This is a genomic window from Sphingobium sp. TKS (assembly GCF_001563265.1).
Taxonomy (GTDB): domain Bacteria; phylum Pseudomonadota; class Alphaproteobacteria; order Sphingomonadales; family Sphingomonadaceae; genus Sphingobium.
On the sequence record NZ_CP005083.1, the window covers coordinates 2,033,663 to 2,058,743 of the forward strand.

22 protein-coding genes are annotated in these 25,081 nt (G+C 64.2%); 12 read left to right on the forward strand and 10 right to left on the reverse strand.

Annotated features, from left to right (window positions below; genetic code table 11):
- Positions 1 to 295 precede the first annotated feature (295 nt).
- Entirely contained in the window at positions 296 to 2,716 is a 2,421-nt protein-coding gene (gene ppsA / locus K426_RS10110) for a phosphoenolpyruvate synthase (RefSeq protein WP_066556477.1), read from the reverse strand.
- Positions 2,717 to 2,989: 273 nt separating this feature from the next.
- Here ppsA and K426_RS10115 point away from each other — a divergent pair, with 273 nt between their 5' ends.
- The 3 genes from K426_RS10115 (at position 2,990) to K426_RS30280 (ending at position 4,627) form a co-directional block, all read left to right on the forward strand.
- The gene (locus K426_RS10115) at positions 2,990 to 3,322 is read left to right on the forward strand and encodes a hypothetical protein (RefSeq protein WP_066556482.1); all 333 of its coding nucleotides are present in this window, start codon (positions 2,990 to 2,992) and stop codon (positions 3,320 to 3,322) included.
- A 136-nt stretch (positions 3,323 to 3,458) separates the two neighbouring features.
- Positions 3,459 to 4,373 (forward strand): class I fructose-bisphosphate aldolase, encoded by a 915-nt coding sequence (locus K426_RS10120; RefSeq protein WP_066561618.1) that lies wholly within the window; start codon positions 3,459 to 3,461, stop codon positions 4,371 to 4,373.
- A 65-nt stretch (positions 4,374 to 4,438) separates the two neighbouring features.
- Entirely contained in the window at positions 4,439 to 4,627 is a 189-nt protein-coding gene (locus tag K426_RS30280) for a hypothetical protein (protein ID WP_082748524.1), read from the forward strand.
- Between the two features lie 97 nt (positions 4,628 to 4,724).
- Here the strand turns inward: K426_RS30280 and K426_RS10125 are convergent, their stop codons facing one another.
- The 3 genes from K426_RS10125 to K426_RS31250 all read right to left on the reverse strand — a co-directional run bounded on the left by K426_RS10125 (position 4,725) and on the right by K426_RS31250 (position 6,687).
- A complete protein-coding gene (locus tag K426_RS10125; protein ID WP_066561619.1) occupies positions 4,725 to 5,705 on the reverse strand; it encodes a 1-phosphofructokinase family hexose kinase in 981 nt (326 codons plus the stop codon).
- Between the two features lie 123 nt (positions 5,706 to 5,828).
- Positions 5,829 to 6,329, reverse strand: coding sequence for a hypothetical protein (locus K426_RS10130; RefSeq protein ID WP_066556485.1), 501 nt, complete (start codon positions 6,327 to 6,329; stop codon positions 5,829 to 5,831).
- Positions 6,277 to 6,687 (reverse strand): alpha/beta fold hydrolase, encoded by a 411-nt coding sequence (locus K426_RS31250; protein ID WP_145907242.1) that lies wholly within the window; start codon positions 6,685 to 6,687, stop codon positions 6,277 to 6,279. Before K426_RS31250 ends, K426_RS10130 begins: the two co-directional genes overlap by 53 nt.
- A 171-nt stretch (positions 6,688 to 6,858) precedes the next feature.
- Here K426_RS31250 and K426_RS10140 point away from each other — a divergent pair, with 171 nt between their 5' ends.
- From K426_RS10140 to K426_RS10170, 6 genes are all read left to right on the forward strand, one after another.
- Complete coding sequence (locus K426_RS10140; protein WP_066556489.1) at positions 6,859 to 7,674, forward strand: universal stress protein; 816 nt, start codon at positions 6,859 to 6,861, stop codon at positions 7,672 to 7,674.
- A 603-nt stretch (positions 7,675 to 8,277) separates the two neighbouring features.
- Positions 8,278 to 11,034 carry a cation-translocating P-type ATPase gene (locus K426_RS10150; RefSeq protein WP_237230022.1) on the forward strand — a complete coding sequence of 919 codons (2,757 nt, stop codon included), beginning with the start codon at positions 8,278 to 8,280 and terminating at the stop codon, positions 11,032 to 11,034.
- Between the two features lie 630 nt (positions 11,035 to 11,664).
- Complete coding sequence (locus tag K426_RS10155; RefSeq protein WP_237230023.1) at positions 11,665 to 12,642, forward strand: MlaE family ABC transporter permease; 978 nt, start codon at positions 11,665 to 11,667, stop codon at positions 12,640 to 12,642.
- Positions 12,639 to 13,412, forward strand: coding sequence for an ABC transporter ATP-binding protein (locus tag K426_RS10160; protein WP_066556496.1), 774 nt, complete (start codon positions 12,639 to 12,641; stop codon positions 13,410 to 13,412). Before K426_RS10155 ends, K426_RS10160 begins: the two co-directional genes overlap by 4 nt.
- Positions 13,412 to 14,356, forward strand: a complete 945-nt coding sequence (locus K426_RS10165) for an MlaD family protein (RefSeq protein WP_066561622.1) — start codon at positions 13,412 to 13,414, stop codon at positions 14,354 to 14,356. The genes K426_RS10160 and K426_RS10165 overlap by 1 nt, the downstream gene beginning before the upstream one ends.
- Complete coding sequence (locus tag K426_RS10170) at positions 14,353 to 15,003, forward strand: ABC-type transport auxiliary lipoprotein family protein (RefSeq protein ID WP_082748529.1); 651 nt, start codon at positions 14,353 to 14,355, stop codon at positions 15,001 to 15,003. Before K426_RS10165 ends, K426_RS10170 begins: the two co-directional genes overlap by 4 nt.
- 43 nt (positions 15,004 to 15,046) lie before the next feature.
- Here K426_RS10170 and lptB read toward each other — a convergent pair whose 3' ends face one another.
- Complete coding sequence (gene lptB, locus K426_RS10175; protein WP_413243696.1) at positions 15,047 to 15,844, reverse strand: LPS export ABC transporter ATP-binding protein; 798 nt, start codon at positions 15,842 to 15,844, stop codon at positions 15,047 to 15,049.
- A 384-nt stretch (positions 15,845 to 16,228) separates the two neighbouring features.
- Here lptB and K426_RS10180 point away from each other — a divergent pair, with 384 nt between their 5' ends.
- The 3 genes from K426_RS10180 (at position 16,229) to K426_RS10190 (ending at position 18,540) form a co-directional block, all read left to right on the forward strand.
- Positions 16,229 to 16,987, forward strand: coding sequence for a sensor histidine kinase (locus K426_RS10180; RefSeq protein ID WP_066556502.1), 759 nt, complete (start codon positions 16,229 to 16,231; stop codon positions 16,985 to 16,987).
- Positions 16,959 to 17,612: a BON domain-containing protein gene (locus K426_RS10185; protein WP_066556506.1), complete on the forward strand. Its 654-nt coding sequence runs from the start codon at positions 16,959 to 16,961 to the stop codon at positions 17,610 to 17,612. Before K426_RS10180 ends, K426_RS10185 begins: the two co-directional genes overlap by 29 nt.
- A 373-nt stretch (positions 17,613 to 17,985) precedes the next feature.
- Positions 17,986 to 18,540 carry an HdeD family acid-resistance protein gene (locus tag K426_RS10190; RefSeq protein WP_066556514.1) on the forward strand — a complete coding sequence of 185 codons (555 nt, stop codon included), beginning with the start codon at positions 17,986 to 17,988 and terminating at the stop codon, positions 18,538 to 18,540.
- A 236-nt stretch (positions 18,541 to 18,776) separates the two neighbouring features.
- On the opposite strand, the gene K426_RS10195 is transcribed toward K426_RS10190, so the two are convergent.
- The 5 genes from K426_RS10195 to K426_RS10215 all read right to left on the reverse strand — a co-directional run bounded on the left by K426_RS10195 (position 18,777) and on the right by K426_RS10215 (position 24,886).
- Entirely contained in the window at positions 18,777 to 19,307 is a 531-nt protein-coding gene (locus K426_RS10195; RefSeq protein WP_066556517.1) for a GNAT family N-acetyltransferase, read from the reverse strand.
- Positions 19,304 to 20,515 (reverse strand): acetate/propionate family kinase, encoded by a 1,212-nt coding sequence (locus K426_RS10200; protein WP_066556520.1) that lies wholly within the window; start codon positions 20,513 to 20,515, stop codon positions 19,304 to 19,306. Before K426_RS10200 ends, K426_RS10195 begins: the two co-directional genes overlap by 4 nt.
- Positions 20,512 to 21,936: a bifunctional enoyl-CoA hydratase/phosphate acetyltransferase gene (locus tag K426_RS10205; protein ID WP_066556525.1), complete on the reverse strand. Its 1,425-nt coding sequence runs from the start codon at positions 21,934 to 21,936 to the stop codon at positions 20,512 to 20,514. Before K426_RS10205 ends, K426_RS10200 begins: the two co-directional genes overlap by 4 nt.
- Before the next feature lie 3 nt (positions 21,937 to 21,939).
- The gene (locus tag K426_RS10210; protein WP_145907246.1) at positions 21,940 to 23,700 is read right to left on the reverse strand and encodes a PHA/PHB synthase family protein; all 1,761 of its coding nucleotides are present in this window, start codon (positions 23,698 to 23,700) and stop codon (positions 21,940 to 21,942) included.
- A gap of 385 nt (positions 23,701 to 24,085) precedes the next feature.
- Complete coding sequence (locus K426_RS10215) at positions 24,086 to 24,886, reverse strand: universal stress protein (RefSeq protein WP_066561628.1); 801 nt, start codon at positions 24,884 to 24,886, stop codon at positions 24,086 to 24,088.
- Positions 24,887 to 25,081 lie beyond the last annotated feature (195 nt).

Below are 25,081 nucleotides of genomic sequence, written 5' to 3' on the forward strand. Positions count from 1 at the left end.
GCGGTCTACTCGGCCGAAGAGGTGTGAACCCCTGTGCGGCGCTTCCCTAGATATAGCCAGCCCGATGCGTTCGCCCGAGAATCGCGGCGGTCTGCTTTGAAGCACCTGCTCCGGGCAAACGGAGCGTACCGCGACCGCGCGGTTTTCGCCCGGCGGATTGCTTCTACGCCATGTTCATGCCCATGCGGCGGTCTTACCCGATAGAGCGGCGGCCGCGCACCCCGGACGCGGATTTCAACGATAGACGAGCGGCGCCTCCTTCCAAGATCAAGACCATATGCGCCGGCCGCGGCGCTCAATGCTCTTGCGCGGCCAGCAGAAGGGCCGTGTCCACCTGTGCAGACTGCTCGGCCTCGCTGATATGGGTGATGGTGCGAACGAAGCTGTCGGGATTGAGCGAGATCGAGTCGATACCCTCACCAACCAGGAAGGCCGCGAAGTCGGGATAATTGCTGGGCGCCTGGCCGCAGATACCGATCTTGATGCCCGCAGCATGGGCTTTGCGGATCGCTTCGGAGACCATGCGCTTGACCGCTTCGTCGCGCTCATCGAACAGCGTCGCGAGCAGATCGGAATCCCGGTCGACGCCGAGCACGAGCTGCGTGAGGTCGTTCGATCCGATCGAGAAGCCGTCGAAGCGCTTGGCGAACTGCTCCGCCAAGATGACGTTCGAGGGGATCTCGCACATCATATAGACTTGAAGCCCGTTCTCGCCGCGGCGCAGCCCATTTTCGGCCATCACCGCGAGTACCCGGTCGGCCTCCGCCGGCGTGCGGCAGAACGGGACCATGACGATCACGTTGGTGAATCCCAGCGTCTCCCGAACGCGCTTGAGCGCGCGGCATTCGAGCGCAAAGCCTTCACGATAACGGTCATCATAGTAGCGGGAGGCGCCGCGAAAACCGAGCATCGGATTTTCCTCCTCCGGCTCGAATGCGCGTCCGCCCAGCAGATGGGAATATTCGTTGGTCTTGAAGTCACTCAGACGCACGATCGCCGGATGCGGGTGATAGGGCGCCGCCAGCTTCGCGATCCCGCGCGACAAGAGATCGACGAAATAGTCGGCCGGGCTCGCATGACCGCGGGTCAGTTCGCCGATCAGGCGATTATCCTCCGCACTGACCCGCTCGGGATGGAGCAAGGCCATCGGATGCGCCTTGATCAGCGCATTGACGATGAACTCCATGCGAGCGAGCCCGACGCCTTTGGCCGGCAGACGCCACCACTGGAAGGCGGCGGCTGGATTCGCGATATTGACCATCACGTCGGTTCTGGTCCGGGGAAGGGCGCCCAGATCGATCTCCTCCCGCTCGAAGGCGAGGCGGCCGGCATAGACGCTGCCCAGGTCGCCTTCCGCGCAGCACAGCGTGATGTCCTGCTCGCGGCTGAGGACCGTCGTGGCATTGCCGGTTCCCACGACGGCGGGAACGCCCAGTTCGCGGCTGACGATGGCGGCGTGGCTGGTGGCGCCGCCATGATCGGTTATGATGCCGGCCGCGCGCTTCATGATCGGAACCCAGTCCGGGTCGGTCGTGCTGGTGACAAGGATCGCCCCATCGCGAAACTGGTCGATATCCGCGGCGTTGCGGATCACGCAGGCCTGCCCTGTCGCAATCGCGCTGCCGATGGCGGCACCCGTCACCAGCGGTGTGCCGCCTTTGGCCTTGAGTTGATAGCGCAGGAACGAGGAGCGGCTGAGCCCGGCCTGGACGGTTTCCGGGCGTGCTTGGACGAGGAAGAGCGTCCCGGTCTCGCCGTCCTTGGCCCATTCCATGTCCATCGGCCGGCCGTAATGTCCCTCGACGATGACCGACCAACGGCCGAGCTCGAGGATGTCGTCGTCATCGAGCACGAAGGCTTCTCGTTCGGCGCGACTGGTCTCGACGATCCGGGTGCGCTTGCTCCCGCCTTCGGCGTAGCGCATTTTCAGCGCTTTCTTGCCCAGTATCTTTTCGATGATCGGCCGCGCGTCGCGCCTTTCGAGCAGCGGCTTGAAGACCAGATATTTGTCCGGGTCGACGCTCCCCTGCACGACGGTCTCGCCCAGGCCCCATGCGGCACTGATCACCGTGACATTGGGAAAGCCGCTCTCGGTATCGATCGAGAACATCACGCCCGATCCGGCAAGATCGGATCGCACCATCTGCTGGACGCCGATTGAGAGCGCGACATCGAAATGATCGAACCCCTTGGTCTGGCGATAGCTGATCGCCCGATCCGTGAAGAGCGACGCAAAGCAGCGGCGGCAGGCGTCGAGCAGCGCCCGGTGACCGCGCACATTGAGAAATGTTTCCTGCTGGCCAGCAAAGCTGGCGTCCGGCAAATCCTCCGCTGTGGCGCTGCTGCGCACCGCGACGGCCAGATGGGGCGCGCCCGTCCTCTGCTTGAGCTCGTCATAGGCGGTCCGGATGGCCTCGGCGAGGGCAGGGGGAACGTCGCCGTCCAGGAACAGCGAGCGTATCGCATTGCCCGCTACTTGAAGCGTCGCTTTGCCATCCTCATAACCGGCGAGCTCCGCCCGGATTGCGGCCTCTATCCCGTTGGCCGCAATGAAGCCGCGATAGGCGTCAGCAGTGATGGCAAAACCGGCAGGGACCCGCACGCCCGTGGCGGAAAGCGTGCTCACCATTTCGCCGAGCGAAGCGTTCTTGCCGCCGACCATGGCGATATCGCCGATTCCGATCTTGTCGAACCAAAGTATCAGGCTTGCGGTCATTATGCGGTCCGTCGTCATGGCGATGCGCGACGAGGATGATCGGCATGATATGGCTTGTCAGTCGGGGATGATACGTAGTCGCGCGGCCACCGAGTCCGAGTAGCCGACCGACATGCCTATGTGCAATCCTGGCCGCTTTCCGGGGCGATTAGGTGGAGCTTCCATTGGTCCGCGAGTCGCCTCGGACCTGGAGCACGGGGCTTGCCGATCCGGAAATATACGCATTGGCCCGGTCAGATCGAACGACCATCCTTGCCTCAACAGCGGAGAAGCATGATGCGTACGATCGTCACGACCATAGCGCTCCTCGCGCTCGCCGCATGCGGCAGGGCCGACAAGGACGCCACTGACACGGCCGACGCGGGAGGCAACGTGACCAATTACGTCGCAGAGGTTGGGACGCTCAACGTGCCTCAGCGGAACGCGGTGTTCTTCCGTGCGATCCGAGACGCGGGTTTGCCCTGCCAGAACGTGACCGGGTCCGAGCAGATCGCCGCGCCCGCCCAACGGCCAATGTGGCGTGCCCGTTGCGAGGACGGTGCCGCGCACCTTATCCAGGTGATGCCCGACGGGACCGTCAACGTCGTCAGCCGGGCCACGCCATGATGGAGGCCGGGGACGAGAGAGCAGCCGATGGCCTCGGCGGGCTGCACGCGAACCTGCTGTGACGGTCGAGGAGGAGGCAGACGCGCAGGAGCGCGAGGGCGATCCCGACAGCCTCGATCGAGGGCATCCCGCACGAATGCACATCTCTGACCGGGTTCACAAGATTCTTGCCCGGTATGAAGGCGAATCGGCCGAAACCAAGATGAATTTGGCGCGCATCCTGATGCAGGGCCGAGTCGGCGGGACCGGTCACCTCGTCATCCTTCCCGTAGACCAGGGGCTCGAGCATGGTCCTGCGCGAAGCTTCGCCGCAAATCCCGCCGCCTATGACCCTCATTATCATTTTCGGCTCGCGATCGACGCCGGTCTATCGGCCTTCGCGGCGCCGCTCGGGATGCTGGAGGCTGGAATCGACACCTTCGCCGGACAAATCCCCACGATCCTCAAGCTCAATTCCTCGAACTGCCTCTCCGCTGTCAAGGATCAAGCCGTCTTCGCAAGCGTGGATGACGCGCTGCGCCTCGATTGCGCAGCAGTTGGATTCACACTCTATCCTGGCTCCGATGGCTTTTTCGGCCAGGTGGACGAGCTGCGCACCGTGGCCCGGGAAGCGCGCGCCGCCGGTCTCCCGCTGCTCCTATGGTCCTATCCGCGCGGCGGATCGATTACCGCGGTCGGCGAGACGGCGCTCGATATCGTCGCATACGCCGCGCATATCGCCGTCGAGCTGGGAGCCCACATCGTCAAGGTGAAAGTTCCCAGTGATCATGTCGAACAGGATGCCGCCAAATCCGCTTACGCCGGCCGGCAATGGGCTGATCCGGTCGACAGAATTCGGCATGTGGTCGAGGCCGCTTTCGCCGGACGGCGGCTCGTCATCTTCTCGGGAGGCGCAGCCACGGATCCGGAGACGCTGTACCGGGACGTCCGCGCGATCCGCGAGGGTGGCGGTGGCGGTTCGATCATCGGCCGCAACAGCTTCCAGCGGCCACGGTCCGAGGCTCTGGCGATGCTGGACAAGATCGTGCGGATCTACTCCGGGGAAGCTTGACGTTCGCGGGCTTGTCCGGGCGTGAGGCCCTGCCGTGGGCGCGTGTTGGAAAGAGGAGAAGCATAATGGCAACCCAGCCCGAATTTCCGCCGCCGGATACTATTCAGCCCCAGTCGCCACCGGAGACGCCGCCCGGTCCGGGGCCGGCCGAAAATCCCTTTTCAGAGCCCCCGGAGATCATTCCAGACGTTCCCGATCAGGATAATCCCGGCCGCGAGCCTGGTCCCGGCTCCTCGACCTATCGGTCATCGTAGCTGCTTTGCCTCCCGATGCGTGGACGTCCGCGACACCGGTCGGCGGCGGCCGCTTCGAGAGGTCAGGCGCTCGCGCGTCGCCCCTGAAGCGCGTTCCTCATTCGCTGGCGGCGGGCCGTATCGGACTGGTCGTAGATTTCCATTGCGTTCCGCCAGGAGCGACAAGCGCGTGCATGCGCTCGACGTCATCCCGACGGCAAAGATTATTGCCCGGGGAAAGGACCGCCGCGGCGCCTGCCGCGATTCCATACCGGAAGGCCTCCACGAGCTCCCGCCCGCAAGCGAGCGCGAATGTCATAGCCGCCAGGAAGCTATCTCCGGCGCCGACTGCGCTTTTCGCATCAACCGGCACCGCCGGCAGGCTCAACACTCCGGAGCGCTGCGCGAGCAGGGCGCCGTCCTGTCCCATGGTCACTGCCACATATTTGGCCTGATCGCGGTTGACGATGTCGGACGCGGCCGCTGCGATGTCGTCGAGCTCCATTAGGGGAGTGCCCACGAACTGTTGAAGCTCGCCCAAACTGGGCTTGACCAGGAAAATGCCGCCGCCAGCGAGGCCGCGCTTCAGGGCGGAACCCGAACTGTCAAGAATGAGCTCGATTCCGCGGGCAGCGGCTATCCGCTGGACACGGTTGTAGAAGTCCTCGGGCACGCCCGGCGGGAGCGATCCGCTTGCAACCAGATAATCACATTCGATGCCGTCAAGATGATCCAGGCATGCTTGCCATTCCTGTTCGGCCACGACAGGCCCACGCGGCACTAGCCTGAATTCCTTGCCGGTTTCCCGTTCGTAGACAGCCGTGCTGATACGCGTATTGCCCTCGATTGGAATACGGGCTCGGACCATTTGATGGAGATCGAGAAGGCTGTCGAGCGTGGCGCCGGTGGCGCCGCCCGCCAGATAATGGGCTCGCGCCGTGCCGCCAAGCCGGGCAATGACGCGCGTAACATTGATGCCGCCTCCTCCCGGATCATACTGTTCCTGGCTAGCCCGGATCTTGTGCGTGTGAAAGACACGATCCGCCTCGTACGCCACGTCTATGGCCGGGTTCATCGTGAGGGTCGCAATGTTCTTCATGTCCGCGACGGCTATCATCGCAAGCGGCCGCGTCAGAATAAGTATATATCCCAAGATCGCATCAGTAATCGCCTAATCACATTCGAATCATGCCGGCGACGTCTACGCGGAGAATGCCAAGCCTCAGCCTGGCGCGACTGAGTCGGGTCGCTGCGCGTCGGCCTTTTCGGTGAGAACGACCGGCCACGGCGTCAACACCAACTCGCCTCGTTCCTCGGCTGGCCGAGCCATGGTCCCGCCGCCGGCCCACGCGCGCTGCCAATCCTGCCAAGCCGCGACCAACCCTTCGGCGGCCTCCAGTCGCCATTCCTCGATATCGGCGATGATGTCCTCCCATCGGCCGGGACGAACATCGTCTTCACCGTCGCTGCCGCCGGTGTTCGCCGCCCGGCGCAGCATGGCGCTGCCTTCCGCGCCGCATTCGATAAACGCCTTCTCGCCGATCTGGCTGAGACGCTCCCAAGCGGCCCGAAGTCCGTCCCCGAGCCTCAATGCGAGTCGCATGTTCGCCTCACTCAGGCCAGCGACTCCGCCGAGGGCCCAGTCCAGCGGGAAGGCATGTTCCCCATTTTCAGCCGATGCGATCGAGCCGGCATCGCGCGGATGTGTGACGTCGCTGTCCATGATGGGCCTCCTGACCCAGGATTATCCCAACACGCGCGCGTGCGTCTGTACGTGCTTTCCGCAATGACGCCCGGATGGCGAGACTATTCAGCAGCGCCGTGACCGACCGATGGAAACTGACGGGATCTTGCTGCGGTCCGCCGTGGCTGACATTCGGCAGGATGAGCAGCCTGGCTCCTGGAATCAGGCGCGCAAGCCGCTCGCTATGCTCGCGGGCGATGAACTGTTCGTGCTCGCCATCGGCGATAACCGTCCTGGCTTTGATGCTCCCAAGCTCGCCCGCGGTAAGGTTCGGCTCCTTCTCAAAAAGCTGCCCGAGCTTCGCCCGCAGGACGGGAAAGCCATCCGAATCATACATAACGGGCGTTCGCCGCCCGACCCCGGTTGCTGATGCGTTGCGCGCGACTAGCATGACCTTCTTCGATGCGTTCGATCGGAGGCGCTCGCAGTGCTTGGCCTTCCGTCGTGCTGCGATCTTACGTAAATATCCTAAATGCGACCGCCCTGATCGTGCGGCATTGCCGGCAGCATGATCAAACAGATCCTCGCCATCGTTGAAACTGGTGTTCTGGAGGAGCAGTTTCTGACCGACGCCGTGCGGCTTGCACGACTTCATGATGCCGGGTTGATCGTGGTCGCACTTTCAGCGGTTGCCATGCCGAGCGGCGACCTTTCCGTCGGCTCAGCCGTAGTCAGGGACGAGCTGATCGCAGCGATCGAGGCCAAGGGGGCAGAAGTCGAAAAGCGCGCCCAGCGTGAAGGATTCGAGCTGCGGAACATCCCTCGAGATGCGGCTAGCCTGATCGGGCAGATTCCGGTCGAGGCCCGTTATGCTGATCTGGCTCTCCTCGCTCCGACCTCCGCCTACGGCAATCCTCGGCTTCGGCGTCAGCTATTCGAGGCTCTCGTACAGGCTTCCGGACGTCCTCTGCTTGTTTTGCCCGTAGCGTGGGTACCCGCGCCGTTCGAAGGTCTTCTCGTCGGCTGGAATAGCACTTGGGAGGCCGCCCGCGCGCTTGCCGACAGCCTCATCCTTGCCAAACCAGGCGCCCAGGTGGACGTGATCACGGTGGATGCCGCAGATACGCTCAAGGGCCATAGCACCCACTCGGGGACGGACGTTGTCCGATACATTCGCCGCCACGGCTTTGTCGCCCATTTTCAAGATATCTCTTCGGATGGCCGGAGCGATGCCACGGCGCTGACCGACTTTGCGGCCGCCCAACGGTCGGACCTGCTCGTGCTGGGTGCCGCCATTCATTCCCGGGTGCACGAATTGCTGTTGGGGGGCGTGACGCATGATCTGCTTGACGGCGCAAAGATCCCCCTCCTGTTCAGCCGCTGATTCCATCCTTGGCTCTTCCAGGATTTCCCCGGGGTCCTCTTCGGGCAATCTCACGATTCCCGGATCACCCGGAAATCCGCATCCTCATCACCCGAAGCCGAGTTCATCGCCGAAGGTCTCACGCATGCGGCGGCGCCAGACTCCCGTCAGCCTCGATGGCCAATCCGGCCGATTAGTGAGAGCCGCAGCCAGCGATCCTGGCCGCTTGCGCTTTGGATGTGACGGGCGGTTGCTCGTGTGGGCGGAGCCCGAGGGTCAGCGGCTAGCCATGTCGGGCCACGACCTTCATGTGATCGATGGCCCCCGCCGGGCGCCGAAGCCTTCCGCCCGCGGCAGAGACTGTCGGCGCTTGAGCGCGGCGCTCGAGCATCCCAACGCGCATTGCCTTGCTGCGATCGCGCCGCGCACCGCCTATAGCGAGAGGAGTCGGCGTTTTGGCGGATGCGATCCGGTAAGCGCACGGTGCGACGCATCGGCCGCGTGGAAAAGATCGGCGGCTGAATGCCTGCCGTTGACCGAGGCCGTGGCAGCATCGAAGGAGTGAACATGGCTGACACGCCCGGTCAGGCCGAACCGGAAGGGACCGGACCCCACCGGCAATCCGTGGAAGCGGTCCTCGCCTTGTTCGGCGCGGATGCCGCGGCCGGACTGACCCGGGCGGAGGCGCTCGCCCGTCTCGACCGATATGGCCCCAATGCGCTTGCCACCGCCAAACCCGTGCCGATCTGGCGAAAGATCCTGGCGCAGTTCTCCGACGTGCTGGTCATCCTGCTGCTCGTCGCGGCGTTCGTCTCGGCCGGCCTTTGGTTCTACGAGCGCGACTCGTCCTTGCCCTTCGAGGCGATGGCGATCTTCGCCATCGTCCTCCTCAATGCGGCCATGGGCTATGTCCAGCGGGTCCGCGCCGAACAGGCGGTCTCCGCCCTGCAGAAGATGTCGGCGGCGCGGGCCAGCGTCATGCGGGGCAGCGCGCGGCAGAGCATTCCGGCGAGCGAGCTCGTCCCGGGCGACATCATCTTTGTCGAAGAGGGCGTTACCGTGCCCGCCGACGCCCGCCTGATCGAGTCCGTTTCCCTGCAGACGGGCGAGGCGTCGCTGACCGGAGAAAGCCTGCCCGTGGCCAAGGACGTCGACCCGATCCAGGACGACGTGCCGCTCGGCGACCGCCATAACATGATCTTCGCCGGCACAAGCGCGACCTACGGCCGGGGCAGCGCGGTCGTCACGGCGACCGGCATGCGGACCGAGATGGGACGAATCGCAGGCCTGATCGAGGACGCGCCGAAGGAGATGACCCCGTTGCAGCGGGAGCTCGACCGCACCGGCCGGCTGTTGGGCGTGATCGTCGTCGCGATCGCCGTCGTGATGATCGCGACGATCCTCCTGGTGGAGGATATTCGCGGCTTTTCGGCGGTCTTCGACGTGCTGATCCTGGGCGTCGCGCTCGCCGTCGCCGCCGTGCCCGAGGGCCTGCCGGCGATCGTGACCGCGGTGCTCTCGCTCGGCGTCCAGAGAATGGCCAAGCGGCACGCCATCGTGCGTCATCTGGCTGCGGTCGAGACGCTCGGCTCGGCCGACGTCATCGCCTCCGACAAGACCGGCACGCTGACCCGCAACGAGATGACGGTGCGGGCGGTCGTCACCGCGAGCGGCCGCGTCACCCTGGCTGGAACGGGCTATCGCCCGGAGGGCGAACTGCGCGACGAGCGGGGCGAAGGTGTCGATGGTGATCTTCGGACCGAATTGCTGCGTACGCTCACCGCGGCCGATCGCGCCAACAACGCCGTGCTTCAGGAGCATGACGGACAATGGTCGGTGCAGGGCGATCCCACCGAGGGCGCGCTCCTCGTCGCCGCGCGCAAGGCGCGCCTCGCAAGCGATGCGCTCGAAGCCCGTTTTTGTCGGATCGGCGAGGTGCCGTTCTCATCCGAACGCAAGTTGATGAGCACGGTCCATAGCGATGCGGAACAAGAGGAACGGCTGCTGACGCTGACCAAGGGTGCGCCGGATGTGCTGCTGGCGCGCTGCTCGCATGAACTTGTGGGCGGCGGGACGAGGCCTCTGACCGACGCACGTCGAACCGAGATCGGACAGATCAACGAGGGGCTGGCAGGCGAGGCGCTGCGCACGCTCGGCCTGGCCTTCCGCACGCTGCCCAACGACGGTTCGACGCCGAGGGCGTTCGACGATGGCCTGGAACATGACCTCGTGTTCCTCGGGCTGGTCGGCATGATCGATCCACCGCGGGACGAGGCCAAGGCTGCAATCGTCCACGCCAAGCATGCGGGCATCCGCCCGATCATGATCACCGGCGACCATCCCAAGACCGCCGCGGTCATTGCCGTGGAACTCGGCGTCTCCGATGACGGCCGCGCCGTCACCGGGGCGCAGATCGACGCGATGTCGGATGCGTCGCTCGATGAGACCGTGCGCACCATCTCGGTCTTCGGGCGGGTCGACCCCGAGCACAAGTTGCGTATCGTCAAGGCATTCCAGCGCAACGGCATGACGGTCGCGATGACCGGCGACGGCGTCAACGATGCGCCGGCGCTCACCACCGCCGACATCGGGATCGCCATGGGCATTACCGGAACCGACGTGTCCAAGCAGGCAGCCGACGTCGTGCTGGCCGACGACAATTTCGCGACCATCGTCGCCGCGGTCGAGGAAGGCCGCGCGATCTACGCCAATATCCGCAAGTTCCTGCGCTACCTTCTCTCCTCGAACATTGGGGAGGTGATGACGATGTTCTTCGGCGTCCTGCTCGCGGATGCGCTTGGTCTGACCGCAGCGAGCAGCGGTGGTCTCGTCTTGCCGCTGCTGGCGACGCAGATTCTGTGGATCAACCTTGTCACCGATGGCGCGCCGGCGCTCGCGCTCGGGATAGAGCCGCCGGACAGCGGCACGATGGCGAAGCCCCCGCGCGCCCGCGAGGAGCGGGTCATCACGCCGCGCATGTGGGCAGGCATATTGTTCGTCGGCATGGTGATGGCTGCAGGCACGCTGCTGGTGCTCGACGCGGGCCTGCCGGGCGGTCTGATCGAAGGAAGCGGCACGATCGGCTATGCCCAGACGATGGCGTTCTCGACATTGACCCTCTTCCAGCTTTTCAACATCTTCAACGCGCGCTCGGACGAGCAAAGCGCGTTTCACGGCCTCTTTGCCAATCCCTGGCTGTGGGCGGCGGTGGGGCTGTCACTCGTGCTGCAGGCGGGCGTGGTATATCTGCCCATTCTCCAGCAGGCGTTCTCGACGACGAGCCTCGGCGCGGGGGACTGGGCGCTCTGCACGGTGACCGCGAGTTCGGTGCTCTGGCTGCGCGAACTCAGCAAGATCGTGGTGCGGGCAAGCCGGCGCTGATCCGGCATTCGCGCGCTTCGGCGCATGTTCGGGGCCCGGAAGCGCAACGCCGCGGCCCCGGAGCCTCCCGATCGAAGTCACGCGCGGCTGCTGCGGCGGTTTGTGAGATGGACCAAGCGCCTTTTCCGCCCCGATAGGCGAACGCGAATTCCTACGCGTCGCGGCCGTTGAGCACCAAAAAACCTTCCGCGCAGAAAATCGGAAATCTACGACCAGTAGCCCCGGCCCAATCATTACGTAGCATTGCGGATTATCGACCATAGCCGTCGGCATCATGAACAAAAGCGGAAGGTCTCGGGAGGCGCATCTTGCAAAGCCGACCCCCGGCCTCGCTATGGTGGAGGCTGATGATGTCCTGTGACCAGGAGACGACCGGGCGCTCTCCGGAGCCAATCGCATCTCGCCGCAAGTGGCCGGCGGCCTCTGCTCGGCCGCCTTGCGGCGGGTGAGGGCAGGCCCATGCCGCCTTCCCGAACTGCCTCTTCAGCCCGACACCCGCCCGAACCGGCCGATTATGCACTTCGCACGTCGGGTCGCGGGCATGAGCTTGTCGCGCGCGGAGATTGGACGGTGCTGATGCTTGGAAGTGTTCCTGCGCGGCTGGAACGCGAAATCGGTCGGGGCGGGCGCATGGTGGCGGTCGACATATCACAACTCGGACGGGCCGACAGCGCGGGAATCTATGCTCTGCTCGGTGCGCTCACGACGGGCGCCGAGAAGCGCTTCGATCGGGAGGATTTGCGGCGGCTCGCCGAGATCGTGCATCCTGCGCTCGAGGCCGCGCCGACGGCGGTGCGCGCCGATCACGGCATCACGGCATTCTTCGAGCGGCTGGGGAGGGCAGTCGTAGCCGAGGGCATCGAAGTCTACCGTGCCCTGGCGTTTGCAGGCCAACTCATCCTCGCTCTGATCCGAACGGCGCTCCGGCCGCGGCGGTTGCGCCTGACGCCGCTTGTGGCGGTCATGGAGGAAGCGGGTCTCGACGGCATTCCGATAACGGTCATTATGACGTTCTTCATCGGAGCTGTCGTGGCGCTGGTGGGCGTCAACATCCTCGTCGAATTCGGCGTGTCGGTCTTCACGGTGCAAATGGTCGGCGTGGCGATTCTGCGCGAGTTTGGCGTCGTCATCGCAGCCATTCTTCTCGCCGGCCGATCGGCATCGGCCTTCGCGGCGCAGATCGGCGCGATGCGGATGAACCAGGAAATCAACGCCATGCAAGTAATGGGCGTCGATCTGTTCGATGCGCTCGTCGTCCCGCGCGTTCTTGCGGCCCTGCTGATGATGCCGCTGATGACGTTCTGCGCGGATATCGGCGGTATCGTCGGGGGATTGCTCGTCAGCTGGCTGACGCTCGACATCAGTCCGGTCTTCTTCATCAACCGCACGCTCGAATCCGTCGAGATCAGGCATTTTTGGATCGGCATGAGCAAGGCCCCCTTCCTTGCTGTGGTGATCGCCGCCACCGGTTGCCGGCAGGGTTTCATGGTCGAGGGCGATACAGGGAGCCTCGGTCGCCGCGTTACCGCCGCGGTCGTTCAGTCCGTGTTTCTCATCATCATGTTTGACGCGATCTTCGCCATGATCTTCACGGAGCTCGATCTGTGAGCCAGGAAGAGGGCGACCTGCCGCTGGTTCATGTAAAGGGCTTGCGGACAGTGTTCGGCGAAAAGGTCGTTCACGACGGCCTCGATCTCGATCTGAAGCGTGGCGAAATCCTGGGGGTGGTGGGCGAATCGGGTTCCGGAAAGTCAGTCCTGCTCAACTCCATACTTGGTCTCAAGCGACCCGATGCGGGCGAGATCTCAGTTCTTGGCCATGACGTTCTCGATCCGAACCGGCAGGCCGATGTCGAGCGACGGATCGGCGTCATGTTCCAGCAGGGTGCTCTGTTTTCAGCACTGTCGGTCCAGGAGAATGTCGAGGCGCCGTTTCTTGAACATGCCGACCTGCCCATCGGCTTCGTCCGCGCCATGGCAGCGTTGAAGATCAAACTTGTCGGTCTTCCCGATCATGCCGGCGCGCAGATGCCGGCCGAGCTGTCGGGCGGCATGCGAAAGCGGGCCAGCGTCGCCAGGGCGATCGCCCTCGATCCGGAGTTGCTTTTCCTCGACGAGCCGACTTCCGGTCTCGATCCGATCGGTGCCAATGCGTTCGATGAGCTTGTCCGCGCGTTGCGCGACGCGCTCGGTCTCACTGTCTTCATGATCACGCACGATCTGGATACACTGTACACCATCTGTGACCGAGTGGCGGTGCTGGCGGACAAGCGGGTGATCGCCTTGGCATCGCCCCGGGAGGTCGAGCATTCCGCACATCCATGGATCAAGGCCTATTTCGGGGGTCCGCGTGGACGCGCGGCACGGGAGGCGCATTGATGGAGCGCCATGCCCGCTATGTCCTGGTCGGCGTTTCGTCGGTCGCGATCCTCTTCGCTGCGATGATCTTCATCATCTGGTTGGGGCGGACCGATTTCAGCAGAAGCTATGATGAGTATCGCATTGTCTTCGAGGGTCCCGTTCGCGGTCTGACCGACGGCGGAGACGTCCAGTTCAATGGCATCACAATGGGCCGCATCCAGGCTATCGCGCTTGACGAGCATGATCCCAGCCACGTCCTCACCGATATCCAGTTGCACGCGGGAACCCCGGTTCGAGCGGATTCGGTGGCTATGATGGAGACCCAGGGCATTTCCGGCGTGAATATCATCCAGATAACGTCCGGTTCCATACATCGCCCGCTCTTGAGGACCGTGCCGCACAGCGGCCGGCCAGTCATCCAAAGCAGCACCGATTCCATGGCCGCGCTTTCTGCCCTGTTCCCGGGGGGTGGAGAGATGGTGCGAAGCGCCACCGAGGCGCTCAACCGGGTCAACCGGCTTCTTTCCGATCGGACAATCACGGATTTGGCCGCGACGGCGCATGACGTACGTCTGACCGCCGGCGCGATCGCCGAAAACCGCGAAATGTTTACCCGTGCGTCTTCAACCCTCGCGAAACTCGACGATGCCGCGACCGACATTCAGCGTGCCGCCGCCTCGGTCCGGAATATCGCCGAGGGCGACGGTCGCCGGGCGGCTTCAGACATCGCGCAGACGGCGGACGACCTCAAGCTCGCGATCCGGGACGCGCGTGGGACGCTGGAGAGGATTGACGGCCAGACCCAGAGAATTTCGACGACCACGCTGCCCAACTTCGATCGCACCTTGACGAGTATCGAGCGGGCCGCAGACTCGCTTGACCGGCTGCTTCGCGAAGTGCGCCAGAACCCGCGGGGCATCCTGGGCAGGGCGGGCGAAAAGGAACTGGAACTGCGCCCATGACTATGTTCCGCCACGGCGCCGCCCTGCTTCTGCTCATGCTTTGCGGCTGTGCGGGCTCTCTCCTGGCGCCACCGAGGCCGGTCGTCCTCTATCGGCTCGAAGGAGCCGCGACCACGCCGCCAATCCCGCAGCTTGCGATCGAGCAACGGCAGAGCGTGCATCTGACAATCGGCTTCGCTTCAGAAATCGATGGCGACCGGCTGCTCACAGTTCGGGGCCCGCGGGCGATGTACCTCAAGAGTGCGCGGTGGATCTCGCCGGTGCCGGATCTCTTCCGCAAAGGCATCGAACAGGCCTTCGCCCGCCGCGCCCCCTTGGTCATGCTGTATCCCGTCCGCCCGCCTGCGAATTTCGGCTATCGGTTCGAGTTGAGGATCGACCATTTCGAAGCGGTCTATGCCGACGTCGCAACTGCCGATGCTCCCCCTATCGTGAGACTGGATGGCGAAGCCCGGCTTCTTCGGCGCGACGGCACAGAGCCTCTCGCGGTCTGGGCGCTGGCAGCCCACGCGCGCGCGAAGGAGAACAGTGTCGGTGCGATCGTCGAGGCCTTCGGTGTCGCGGCTGACCGCTGCTTTGACGAGACCGCCGATAAAACGGCCGGGCTCATCGCAGGCGCGCTCCGGGAGAACGGACCGGCACGATAGGATATCGCTGCTTTCGTGTTCGGGTGGAGCGCAGCGGAATCGGCTACAGCGAGAAGCCTTCTCCGAGATAGAGGCGCCTGACGTTCGCATCGAGGACCAACTGCGCGGGCGTGCCCTGCGTGAGCAAAGCGCCTTCGTAGAGGATGTATGCCCTGTCGACGAGCTCGAGTGTCTCGCGCACATTATGATCCGTGATCAGAACGCCGACATCGTGCTTCTTCAAGTCGCGCACCATGCGCTCGAGGTCCGCGATGGATAGTGGATCGATACCGGCAAAGGGCTCGTCGAGCAGGATGATGGTCGGATCTGCCGCCATTGCCCGCGCGATTTCGCAGCGCCGCCGCTCGCCGCCGGAGAGCGACTTGGCAGGTGTGTCCCGTAAGGATTCGATGCGGAATTCTTCGAGAAGAGCGTTCAGACGGCGCCCGCGTGCGTCCCTATCGGGTTCGACGAGTTCCAGCACGGCCTCGATGTTCTGCGAGACAGTCATCCCCCGGAAGATGGATGGCTCCTGGGGCAGATATCCGAGGCCGAGACGAGCCCGCCGGTACATGGGAAGCTTGGTGACATCGAGGCCGTTGAGGAGAATGCGCCCGGCGTCCGGCCGCACAAGGCCGATGATCGAGTAGAAGCACAGCGTCTTCCCCGCGCCGTTGGGTCCGAGCAGTCCAACAACCTGGCCATGAGCGACGTCAAGCGAGATGTCGTTCAGTACCTTGCGCCCGTCATAGGCCTTGTCGATCCCAACAACCGAGAGTCCGCGAGGATGGGAGGCGTCGGATTGTGCCCGGGGCTCGCAGGCATGGGGTTCCGCCGTTTGTGCTGAAGGCACCTGCTTCAATTCAGGCGGCGCCGGCGTCCTTCCGGAGCCGTCTGCAGAGGCGGCGTTGACTGCGTGGGTCGGAGTTTCGGCCATGATCCTTGAGGCAAAAGGGGCGCATCGCCTGGACGCATCCCATCCCTGTGACGTTCAGGCGACTATCGGAGGGGACGAACCCGGTCTTTACGTAGTTACCTCCAAGCGCCGGCGAACGGCCGATGCGGCTCGCCACGAACGATGCAGAACCGCTTGCAGCGCTCGCGGCGCCGGCGCCCCGCGGTTCTGGTTAATGCTGCGAATGCTTCATGGCTTCAGCCCGATCCGCCGAGCGATCTAAGTAACATTCCCAATTTCCGGGACTGTCCCTTGCCGAGACAATCGCCTCGTTCGACAGGGAGGCGCTCGATGCACATCGGAACCGGTCATCAGGACCCTGGCACCTCCGCTCGGGAAGGTATCCATGATCTGAGGAATCTGTTCAGCGTCGTGGCATCGGCCCGCCACATGCTGGATGATCCGCTTACGACAGAGCGGCGCGCTTTGCTCCTCGATGCCATCGAAGACGCCGCAGAGCGTGGCGGCCGCCTCACGACCACTCTTCTCGCTCGCTCAGATGGTGCCGGTGCGACGGAGGATCTGGAGGTAAACGGTCATCTGGCAGGTCTTGAGCCACTGATGCGCGCGCTCGCCGGCCGACATGTGGAGGTCGTGCTGGACCGCACGAGCAAACGGTTGCCAGCGAAGTTCGAAGCGGCCGCCTTTGACGCGGCGATTCTCGAACTGGTGGCAAACGCAAGCGCATCGCTGGTGACGCCGGGTAAGATATGGATCCGCATCAAGGGGATCAACAACCGGATCTGGATCGCTATTGCCGATACCGGCCGCGGCCTCACTCTGTGCGAATTGCATCGCGCGCTCCAAGGGAACGTAGCGCCCGCCGCCAACGGGACAGGACTGGGCCGCGTACGCCATTTCGTCCGGGCTGCTCACGGCCGCTTCCGTATTCGCAGCCGCGCGGGCCATGGCACCGTCGTTTCCCTGATCTTGCCGATGGTCCTCAAGGTGGCCGTCGACAAGCCGTGCACCGTCGCCACATCCCGCGTGCGGCGGATTTCAAAGCGAAAGGAGACCGCAAATGACAAGCGACAGCCAACTACAGCGTGACGTCATGGACGAACTGACTTGGGAGCCGAGCGTCGACCACGCCGATATCGGCGTGGCCGTGACCGACGGCGTGGTGACACTTTCCGGCTATGTGAAGAGCTATCCGGAGAAGCTGGCGGCCGAGAAGGCGGCGCGGCGCGTGGCCGGCGTCAAGGCGATCGCCGAGGAGATCAAGGTGCGCTTCGCGTCGGATCCGAAGACGGCGGATCATGAGATTGCCAAGCGCATCCTCGACATGTTCGCCTGGAATGTCTCGATCCCGGACGACAAGATCAAGGTGAAGGTCGAGCATGGCTGGGTCACGCTTACCGGCACCGTCGACTGGTATTATCAGAGCGACGAAGCCCGCAAGGTCGCCGGCAAGATCACTGGCGTGATCGGCGTCGGCAACCAGATCGAGATCAAGCAGCACGTGCCGACCGCCCACGATGTCAAGGACCGGATCGTCGCCGCCTTCAAGCGCCAGGCCAACCTCGATGCGGCGACTGTGACGGTGCTTACCGACGGCGGCAAGGTGACGCTGGGGGGAAAGGTCAAGGCGTGGAACGAGCGCCAGATCGCCGAACGCGCCGCGTGGGCCGCGCCCGGCGTCGTTCGGGTGGAGGACAATATCGTCGTCGCCTGATCCCCGTGCGGGGATATCAGCTTGCAACGGTCGCGAGGAATGTCTGGCGACCGTTGCAGGCCGTCCGGCCGAGGCGAAGGTTGCCGCGAGCCATGACCTCATGGCGGTCGATCAGCTTGGCGCCCGACCGTGCAAACAAAATCGCGTCCGACCATGTGCCGACCCTAGAGACGGTCCATTGTCGCAAGGGAAGGACCACCGATCGAACGTCCGGCGCTGCATCTGCGGCGGATTGCACAAGCCGACGCTCGCACGCGCCGCCGGGGCCTGGCCGCCTCGTGCAAGGAACCAGATCTGGAACTGGCCCGCCAACTCGCTCATTCTCGTCACGGGCGATGTCCCCGGCTTGGGCGACCGAACAGGGAGAATATTGATGGCCGCGAAAAACTGGAACCTCGAGCCTGGCCTTGCCCAGGGCACAGGATGGGGCTGGATCCTCGCCTACGGCATCCTGCTGGCGATCGTCGGAATAGTGGCCCTGCTCGAGCCACTTGCGACAGGCCTTGCCACCGGCCTGTTTATTGGCTTCGTGCTGCTGAGTGGTGGCGTTCTCGGGCTGGCGGCTGGCTTTTCCGGGAAGGGCTGGCGCAGCCGTTGGCTCGACATCGTCCTGGGGCTGCTCTCGCTCGCCCTCGGGCTGCTTGTCCTGTGGCACCCTTTTGCGGGCGCGTTCTCGCTCGTCTGGTTCATCGCCGTCTGGCTGATCGTCGGCGGCGCGCTTGAGATTTCAACCGGCTTGGGAGGAGCACATCACCGGGGCTGGCTCGTCTTCCTCGGGCTGATCGACATCGCCCTCGGCGTGATCCTGTTCTTTGCAGGGCCGGCCAGCGCGCTCATCTTTCTGGCGTTCATCATCGGTACGAGCTTTATCTTTCGGGGCGTGTTCCTCTGTATCTTTGCGCTGCGCCTGCGAAAGCTCGCGGACTAGCAGCGACCGGTCTGAGCGCGGTACGATAATCACATACGAGGCGCCGTCCGCTCGGTCGCGCCAGATCGTCCCGGTGGCTTGCTTCGGCCAGAGCCCGGTGGATGATCATCGCGTGTCTGTGACATTGTCGAGTGCATGATCGGCGTCAGGCGATTCCGTATAGCTTGCCTACGGTTTGCGTGGACGCTGACACGCTCCGCCAGTCGAGGGCGGTGCATCCTGTCCTGTCTCACACATTATCCGCCGGACGCCGGGATCTCGAGCGTCCTCCTTACGATCACCAGCGTCGGGTCTCCGGGGCACTCCTCCACCGTGAAACCGACGTCGCGTTCCACTTCGATCGCCTCGTGATTGGCGCGGCTTTCGAGGGACTCGATCACCTGAACGCCGCGCTGCCTCGCGTGCTCCGCTACGAAAGACAGCAAGGTCCAACCGATGCCACGACGCTTGTAATCGGCGTCTACCGAGATCGCGACCTCGCCGCGCTTGCCCTCGGCATCGAGGGCAAGCATCGCCGTGGCGACAGCTTTGCCATTTGCGGCGTCGAACGCGATGAAGCTTTCCGGGTTTCCGTGATCGATGGCGGTCATGGCGCGCAGCTGCTCGGGTTTCACTTCGTTGATCCCACTCAGGAAGCGGAACCGCAGATCCTCCTGGCTCACATGATGGAAGAGTTCATCCAATATGGAGATATCGCCAGGACCCGCCGGACGAACGGACAGCCGTAGGCCTGTTCGCGTTTCACATTCAAATGCCGAGCCGGTCATGATCTCGCCTTTCCGTCAAGAAGTGAGCCCGAATTGAGCACGTTCAGCATATGGATTGCGATCATCCGCTCCTCGTCGGTTGGAATGACGCGGACCGCGATCCTGCTGTTCCCGGCACTGATCACCGGCGTATTTCGCGCATTGCTTTCCGGATCGAGCACGATGCCGGCCCAGGCGAGGCGTTCGCAGATCGATGCACGAACAACCGGATCATTTTCACCGATGCCGGCGGTGAAGACCAAACCGTCCAGTCCCTCGAGCGAGGCAATGAGCGCTCCCGCCTCGCGCGCCGCGCGCCACGCAAAGAGCTCGACCGCCTCGGCCGCACGCGGATCCGAGCTGCCGTGCAGCGCGCGCATGTCGCTCGAGACTCCGGACACGCCGAGCAAACCCGATTTGTTGTAAAATAGATCTTCGACCTGAGCGGGGCTCATCCCGATCTGGGTCTCAAGGTGGAGCGCGACGCCGGGATCGATGCTGCCGCAGCGCGTGCCCATCATGAGACCGTCGAGCGCGGTGAAGCCCATGGTCGTATCGACGCTCTTTCCACCGCGGATCGCGCAGAGGCTGGCGCCGTTGCCGAGGTGCGCGGCGATGACCCGGCCGCCGGCGAGCGGCGGGTCGAGCTCGGCCAAGCTGCGCGCGATATATTCGTAGGAGAGACCATGAAAGCCATAACGACGTATGCCCCGGTCATGGAGCGCGCGCGGTATGGCGAGGCGAGCGGCTATTTCCGGCATGTCGTGATGGAAGGCAGTGTCGAAGCACGCCACCTGTGGCAGGCGGGGCTGGAGTTTCGCGATCGCCCGGATCGCGGCGAGATTATGGGGCTGGTGGAGCGGGGCGAGCGGACAGAGCGCCTCGAGTTTCTCCAGCAGCGCATCGTCGACCAGGCGAGGGCTCGCGAATTCGGTGCCCCCGTGAACGACCCGATGCCCGATCGCGATCACCTCGTTATCGCCGAGATGGCCCGCCGACCATTCGAACAGGTCGGCGAGCAGGGCATCGTGCCCGAGCGAGGCACCGTCCTTCCACGACCGCTCGACAAGGACTTCTCCTCCTGTCGCCCGCCCGACAAGATGCGGCGCGACGCCGATGCCCTCTATCTTGCCTCCGGCAGAGAAGCGCGGCGCGCCTTGCGGGTCCATGGTGAAGAGCGCGAATTTGATGCTCGAAGAGCCCGAGTTGAGGCTGACGACCGCCTTCATGCGCTTGCCGCCTGAGTGACCCCGGGCGCCGCCTTGGTCGCTGCACGGGCCATCAGAACGGCGACGGCGCAGGAGGCAAGGCGGGTGCGCAGGCTGTCTGCGCGGCTCGTAAGGATGATGGGAACGCGTGCTCCCAGGACGATCCCCGCAGCGTCGGCGCCGCCGAGAAATGTCAGCTGCTTGGCGAGCATATTGCCTGCCTCGAGGTTGGGTACGATGAGGATCTCCGCCTTGCCGGCGACGGGCGAGGCAATACCCTTTTCGTTTGCCGCCGCCTCACTGATCGCATTGTCGAAGGCGAGCGGCCCATCGAGCACGCCGCCTGTGATCTGGCCGCGATCAGCCATCTTGCAGAGCGCGGCCGCATGGAGCGTGGACTGCATGTCCGAATTGACCGTTTCGACAGCAGAGAGAATCGCGACCTTTGGCGTCTCGATCTCGATCACATGAGCGAGGTCGATCGCGTTGCGAACGATGTCGGCCTTTTCCTCAAGCGTCGGTGCAATGTTGATCGCCGCGTCGGTGATGATCAGCGGCGTCGGATGACCCGGGACATCCATGATATAGGCGTGGCTGATCCGCCGTTCGGTTCTGAGGCCGGCGGCGGAAGGCACGATCGCGCCCATCAATTCGTCGGTGTGGAGCGACCCCTTCATCAGCAGCTTCGCCTCACCCGCCCGGACGAGCGCGACCGCCTTGGCAGCGGCATCATGGCTGTGATCTGCGGCCACGAGCCGAAGGAACGAAATGTCCTTGCCCGCCTCCTCGGCCGCCTGACGGATCTTCGCCTCCGGACCCACAAGGATCGGAACGATCAGATTGGCCTCGGCCGCCTCGATCGCGGCGAGGAGCGCCGCCGCGCTGCACGGATGCGCGACGGCGGTCGCGACCGGCTCGCCCCCGGCTGTCTTGTCGATCAGCCGACGATAGCGGTCGTGGTCGGAAAGGCGCACATCGGGAAGCGTCGCGCGTGGCCGGCGGACCTTTTGCGTCGGCGCCTTGACCTCGGCCTCCCCGAGAATGACGTCCTCACCATTCTGGTTGGCGCACCGGCAATCAAGGACGACTATATGATGTTCGGCCCGCTTTTCGGTGACCGTCACCGAGGCGGTGATCGTGTCGCCCAGACCGACCGGCCGTGTGAAGCGCAGCGATTGGCTCAGATAAATTGCACCCGGTCCCGGCAGTTCGGTGCCGAGCACGGCGGAGATCAGGCCGCCGCCCCACATGCCATGCGCGATCACGTGGCGGAACATGTCGGTCGCGGCGTAAGCCGAATCGAGCACTGCCGGGTTCACGTCCCCCGAGACGAGCGCGAAAAGCTGGATGTCCTTTTCGTCCAACCTGCGCGTGAGGCTCGCGCGATCGCCAATCCGGATCTCGTCGAACGTCTTGTTCTCGATCATCGCATCGTCAGCCACCGCTCAATGCTCCAGCACGTAGAGCCCGGGCGCGTCGGCGATCGGCCCATAACCCTTGTCCGACGCGCCCATCGGCGGCGGCGCGACGGGATTGCCGGACTGGCGGTCAAGCCACTCGCCCCATTCGATCCACCATGAACCGTGCTTCTGCTCGGCTCGCGCCGACCATTCCTCCGGGTCGTAGGAGATGCCGTCGGGTTCGCGGGTGAGCACTCGGTATCGGCGGCCCTTGTGACCGGGTTCCGAGACGATGCCGGCATTGTGGCCGCCGCTCGTCAGCACGAAAGTGATCTCCGCGCCGGTCAGCAGATGGATCTTGTGCACCGAACGCCAGGGCGCGACATGATAGCGTTCGGTGCCGACCACGAACAGCGGCTTGCGGATCGCCGAGAGGCTGATCGTCCTTCCCTCGACCTTGTACCGGCCCTCGGCAAGATCGTCGTCGAGGAACAGGCGCCGCAGATACTGGCTGTGCATCGCGTAGGGCATGCGCGTGCCGTCGGCGTTCCAGGCCATGAGGTCGTTCATCGGCTCGCGTTCGCCCATCAGATAGGTGCCGAGCACGCGCGACCACACCAGGTCGTTGGACCTGAGGATCTGGAAGGCGCCACCCATCTGGCTGCTGTCGAGATAGCCGCGGCTCCACATCATGCTGTCGAGCAAGTTCAACTGCGCCTCGTCGATGAACAGGCCGAGCTCGCCGGGCTCGCTGAACTCGCTCTGGGCGGCGAACAGGGTGACGCTGGCGAGGCGGTCGTCGCCGTCGCGCGCCATCGCAGCCGCCACGATCGAAAGCAGCGTGCCGCCGAGGCAATAGCCGACCGAATGGATCGCGGAGGCGCCGGTGATCGCAGTGACTGCTTCGAGCGCGGCCATCGGCCCCATTCTTCTATACGCTTCCATGTCCAGGTCGCGGTCGGCGCTGCCGGGATTGTGCCAGGAGATCATGAACACGCTATAGCCTTGGCCTGTCAGCCATCTCACCAGAGAATTCTCCGGAGACAGGTCCAGGATGTAGTATTTCATGATCCAGGCCGGCACGATCAGCACCGGCTCTGGCCGCACCTTCTCGGTCGTCGCCTCATACTGGATGAGCTCGATCAGCTGGTTGCGATAGACGACCTTGCCTTTGGCGGTCGCGACATTGTCGCCGACCCGGAACTGCTCGGCGCCAACATCCGGCAGGCCCCGCACGGTGTGCTGGATATCCTCGAGCAGATGCTTGAAGCCCTCGACGAGACATTGGCCGCCGGTTTCCAGGATCTTCCTTTGCAGGACCGGATTGGTGGCAAGGAAGTTGGAGGGCGCAAGCATGTCGAGCATCTGTCGCGTGGCGAACTCGACCATCGCTTCATGATGCCTGGTGACGCCGTGCACGTCCGTGGTCGCCGCATGCCACCATTGCTGGCTGAGCAGGAAGGACTGGCTGATGAAATTAAACGGTGCCTCGTTCCAGGCCGGATCGGAAAATCGGCGGTCCTGCGGCAAGGGCTCGATCGCGAGCGGGGCCTCAGCGTCGCCGGTGCTGCGGAGGGCATAATCGAAGAGTCGCGCATATTTACGGGCGATCTTCGCGCCGAGCAGCAGGGTCTTCCCGGGCGAAATGGCGAGGTGGATCCCCCAGTCGGAGAAAGCCTGGACGATGGTCGCGGGCGAAAGCCCGGACGTCAGCTGAGCAATGGCGGCGACCGCGGCGCGGTCGAATGTCTCAGCGAGGCCATCCAGCGGATCGGGGGGCGATGGCGCTGCGGCAGGGCTGGTCATGCAGAAGGCTCCTGGATCGGCGGTGTCCCATCATCGCTTTGCGTGCACGCGCGCGCACTACGTAATTGCACTGCCCCGTCTCGAACTCCCGGCGTGCGGCTCATCCGGGGCGTGCTCGCGCGGCTGCGTCGCCGCCGCTCCGCGAACAGGGGCCGCAAACGCCTCGAACGCCATGTCCGCCCGGACGCTTGGAAAGAGCAAGAACTGGAACTCTGTGCTTCCCTTCTGCGATGGACACGAAAGACGCCCGCCCAGATATCTGGCGGCGGGAGTTCCGCGCGCGGGTAGCACTTCTCTCCTTGATGGCGGTCAAATCGGCCGCTGTGAGCGGACATTCCGGCGGCGGCCGATTCTGAGCCGACCGCGGCTTGCACGGGTGATTTCTTCAGTGCCCGAGCACCAGCGGCAGGTTGCTCTTGTTCAGCATCCGCTTGGTGACGCCGCCAAACGCTTCCAGCAGGCGGCCGTGGCTATAGGCCCCCATCAGCACATAGTCGGCCTGCCAAAGCGCCGCTTCCTCGGCAATCAGCGCATCAGGCGCGTGCAGGCCATCGTCGATGATCTTGACGCTCGCATGGATGCCGTGGCGGGACAGATATTCGGCCGCTTCGGTGGGTTCGGTCTTCTCGGCGCCATCGCGGGCCATGAAAATGTGGACATTGGATGCAAGCCGCAGAAGGGGCACGCACACGCGCATCGTGTCAGCCGCAGATGCCTGGCCATCCCAGGCGATGAGCGCGCGACCCACGGCGTTGAACCGATCCAGCTTCTCGGGGACAGCGACGATGGGCTTGCGCGCATGCATCACTATCCGGCTGGCGATCGTACGCATATCGGGGAGAGGATATGCGTCGAGCGTCCGATTGAGCACGATCAGATCGGCGAGCGTCGCCGCCTCGAGGACGCAGCTGGCGATATCACCGGTGGCATCGGCCCAATCCCAGGGAACATCTTCGCGCGAGAGGCGCTCCGTCAGGGCAGCCTTGTTCTTCGCCTCGTTCTCCCGCTCATCGGTCAGCATCACGGCTTCACCAAAGCCCGCATAAATGTCGCCCGCGACTACGGGGGATTGCGTGACGTCGATGCAGGTCAGATGGCCATCAAGCGCACGTGTCAGATCGAGCGCCGCCTGCAGTCGGGCTTCCTGCCCCTCGTCGTCGTGAACCAGCAAAAGAATGTTTTTCATGGTCGCCTCCATCGCAATGGAACGAGGCTATCGACGGCGCCTGACTCAGAATATGCGTGACTATACCTATGGGAGACGTTCTCGCGGCGGCCGCAGTGCACCCTGGACGGCTACGCTCACGCCTACCGCGACAACGCGGTCTCATGTCGCTCCGGCGGTCAGGCAGGTACGCAGACCTGCGATCTCCCGGCCATG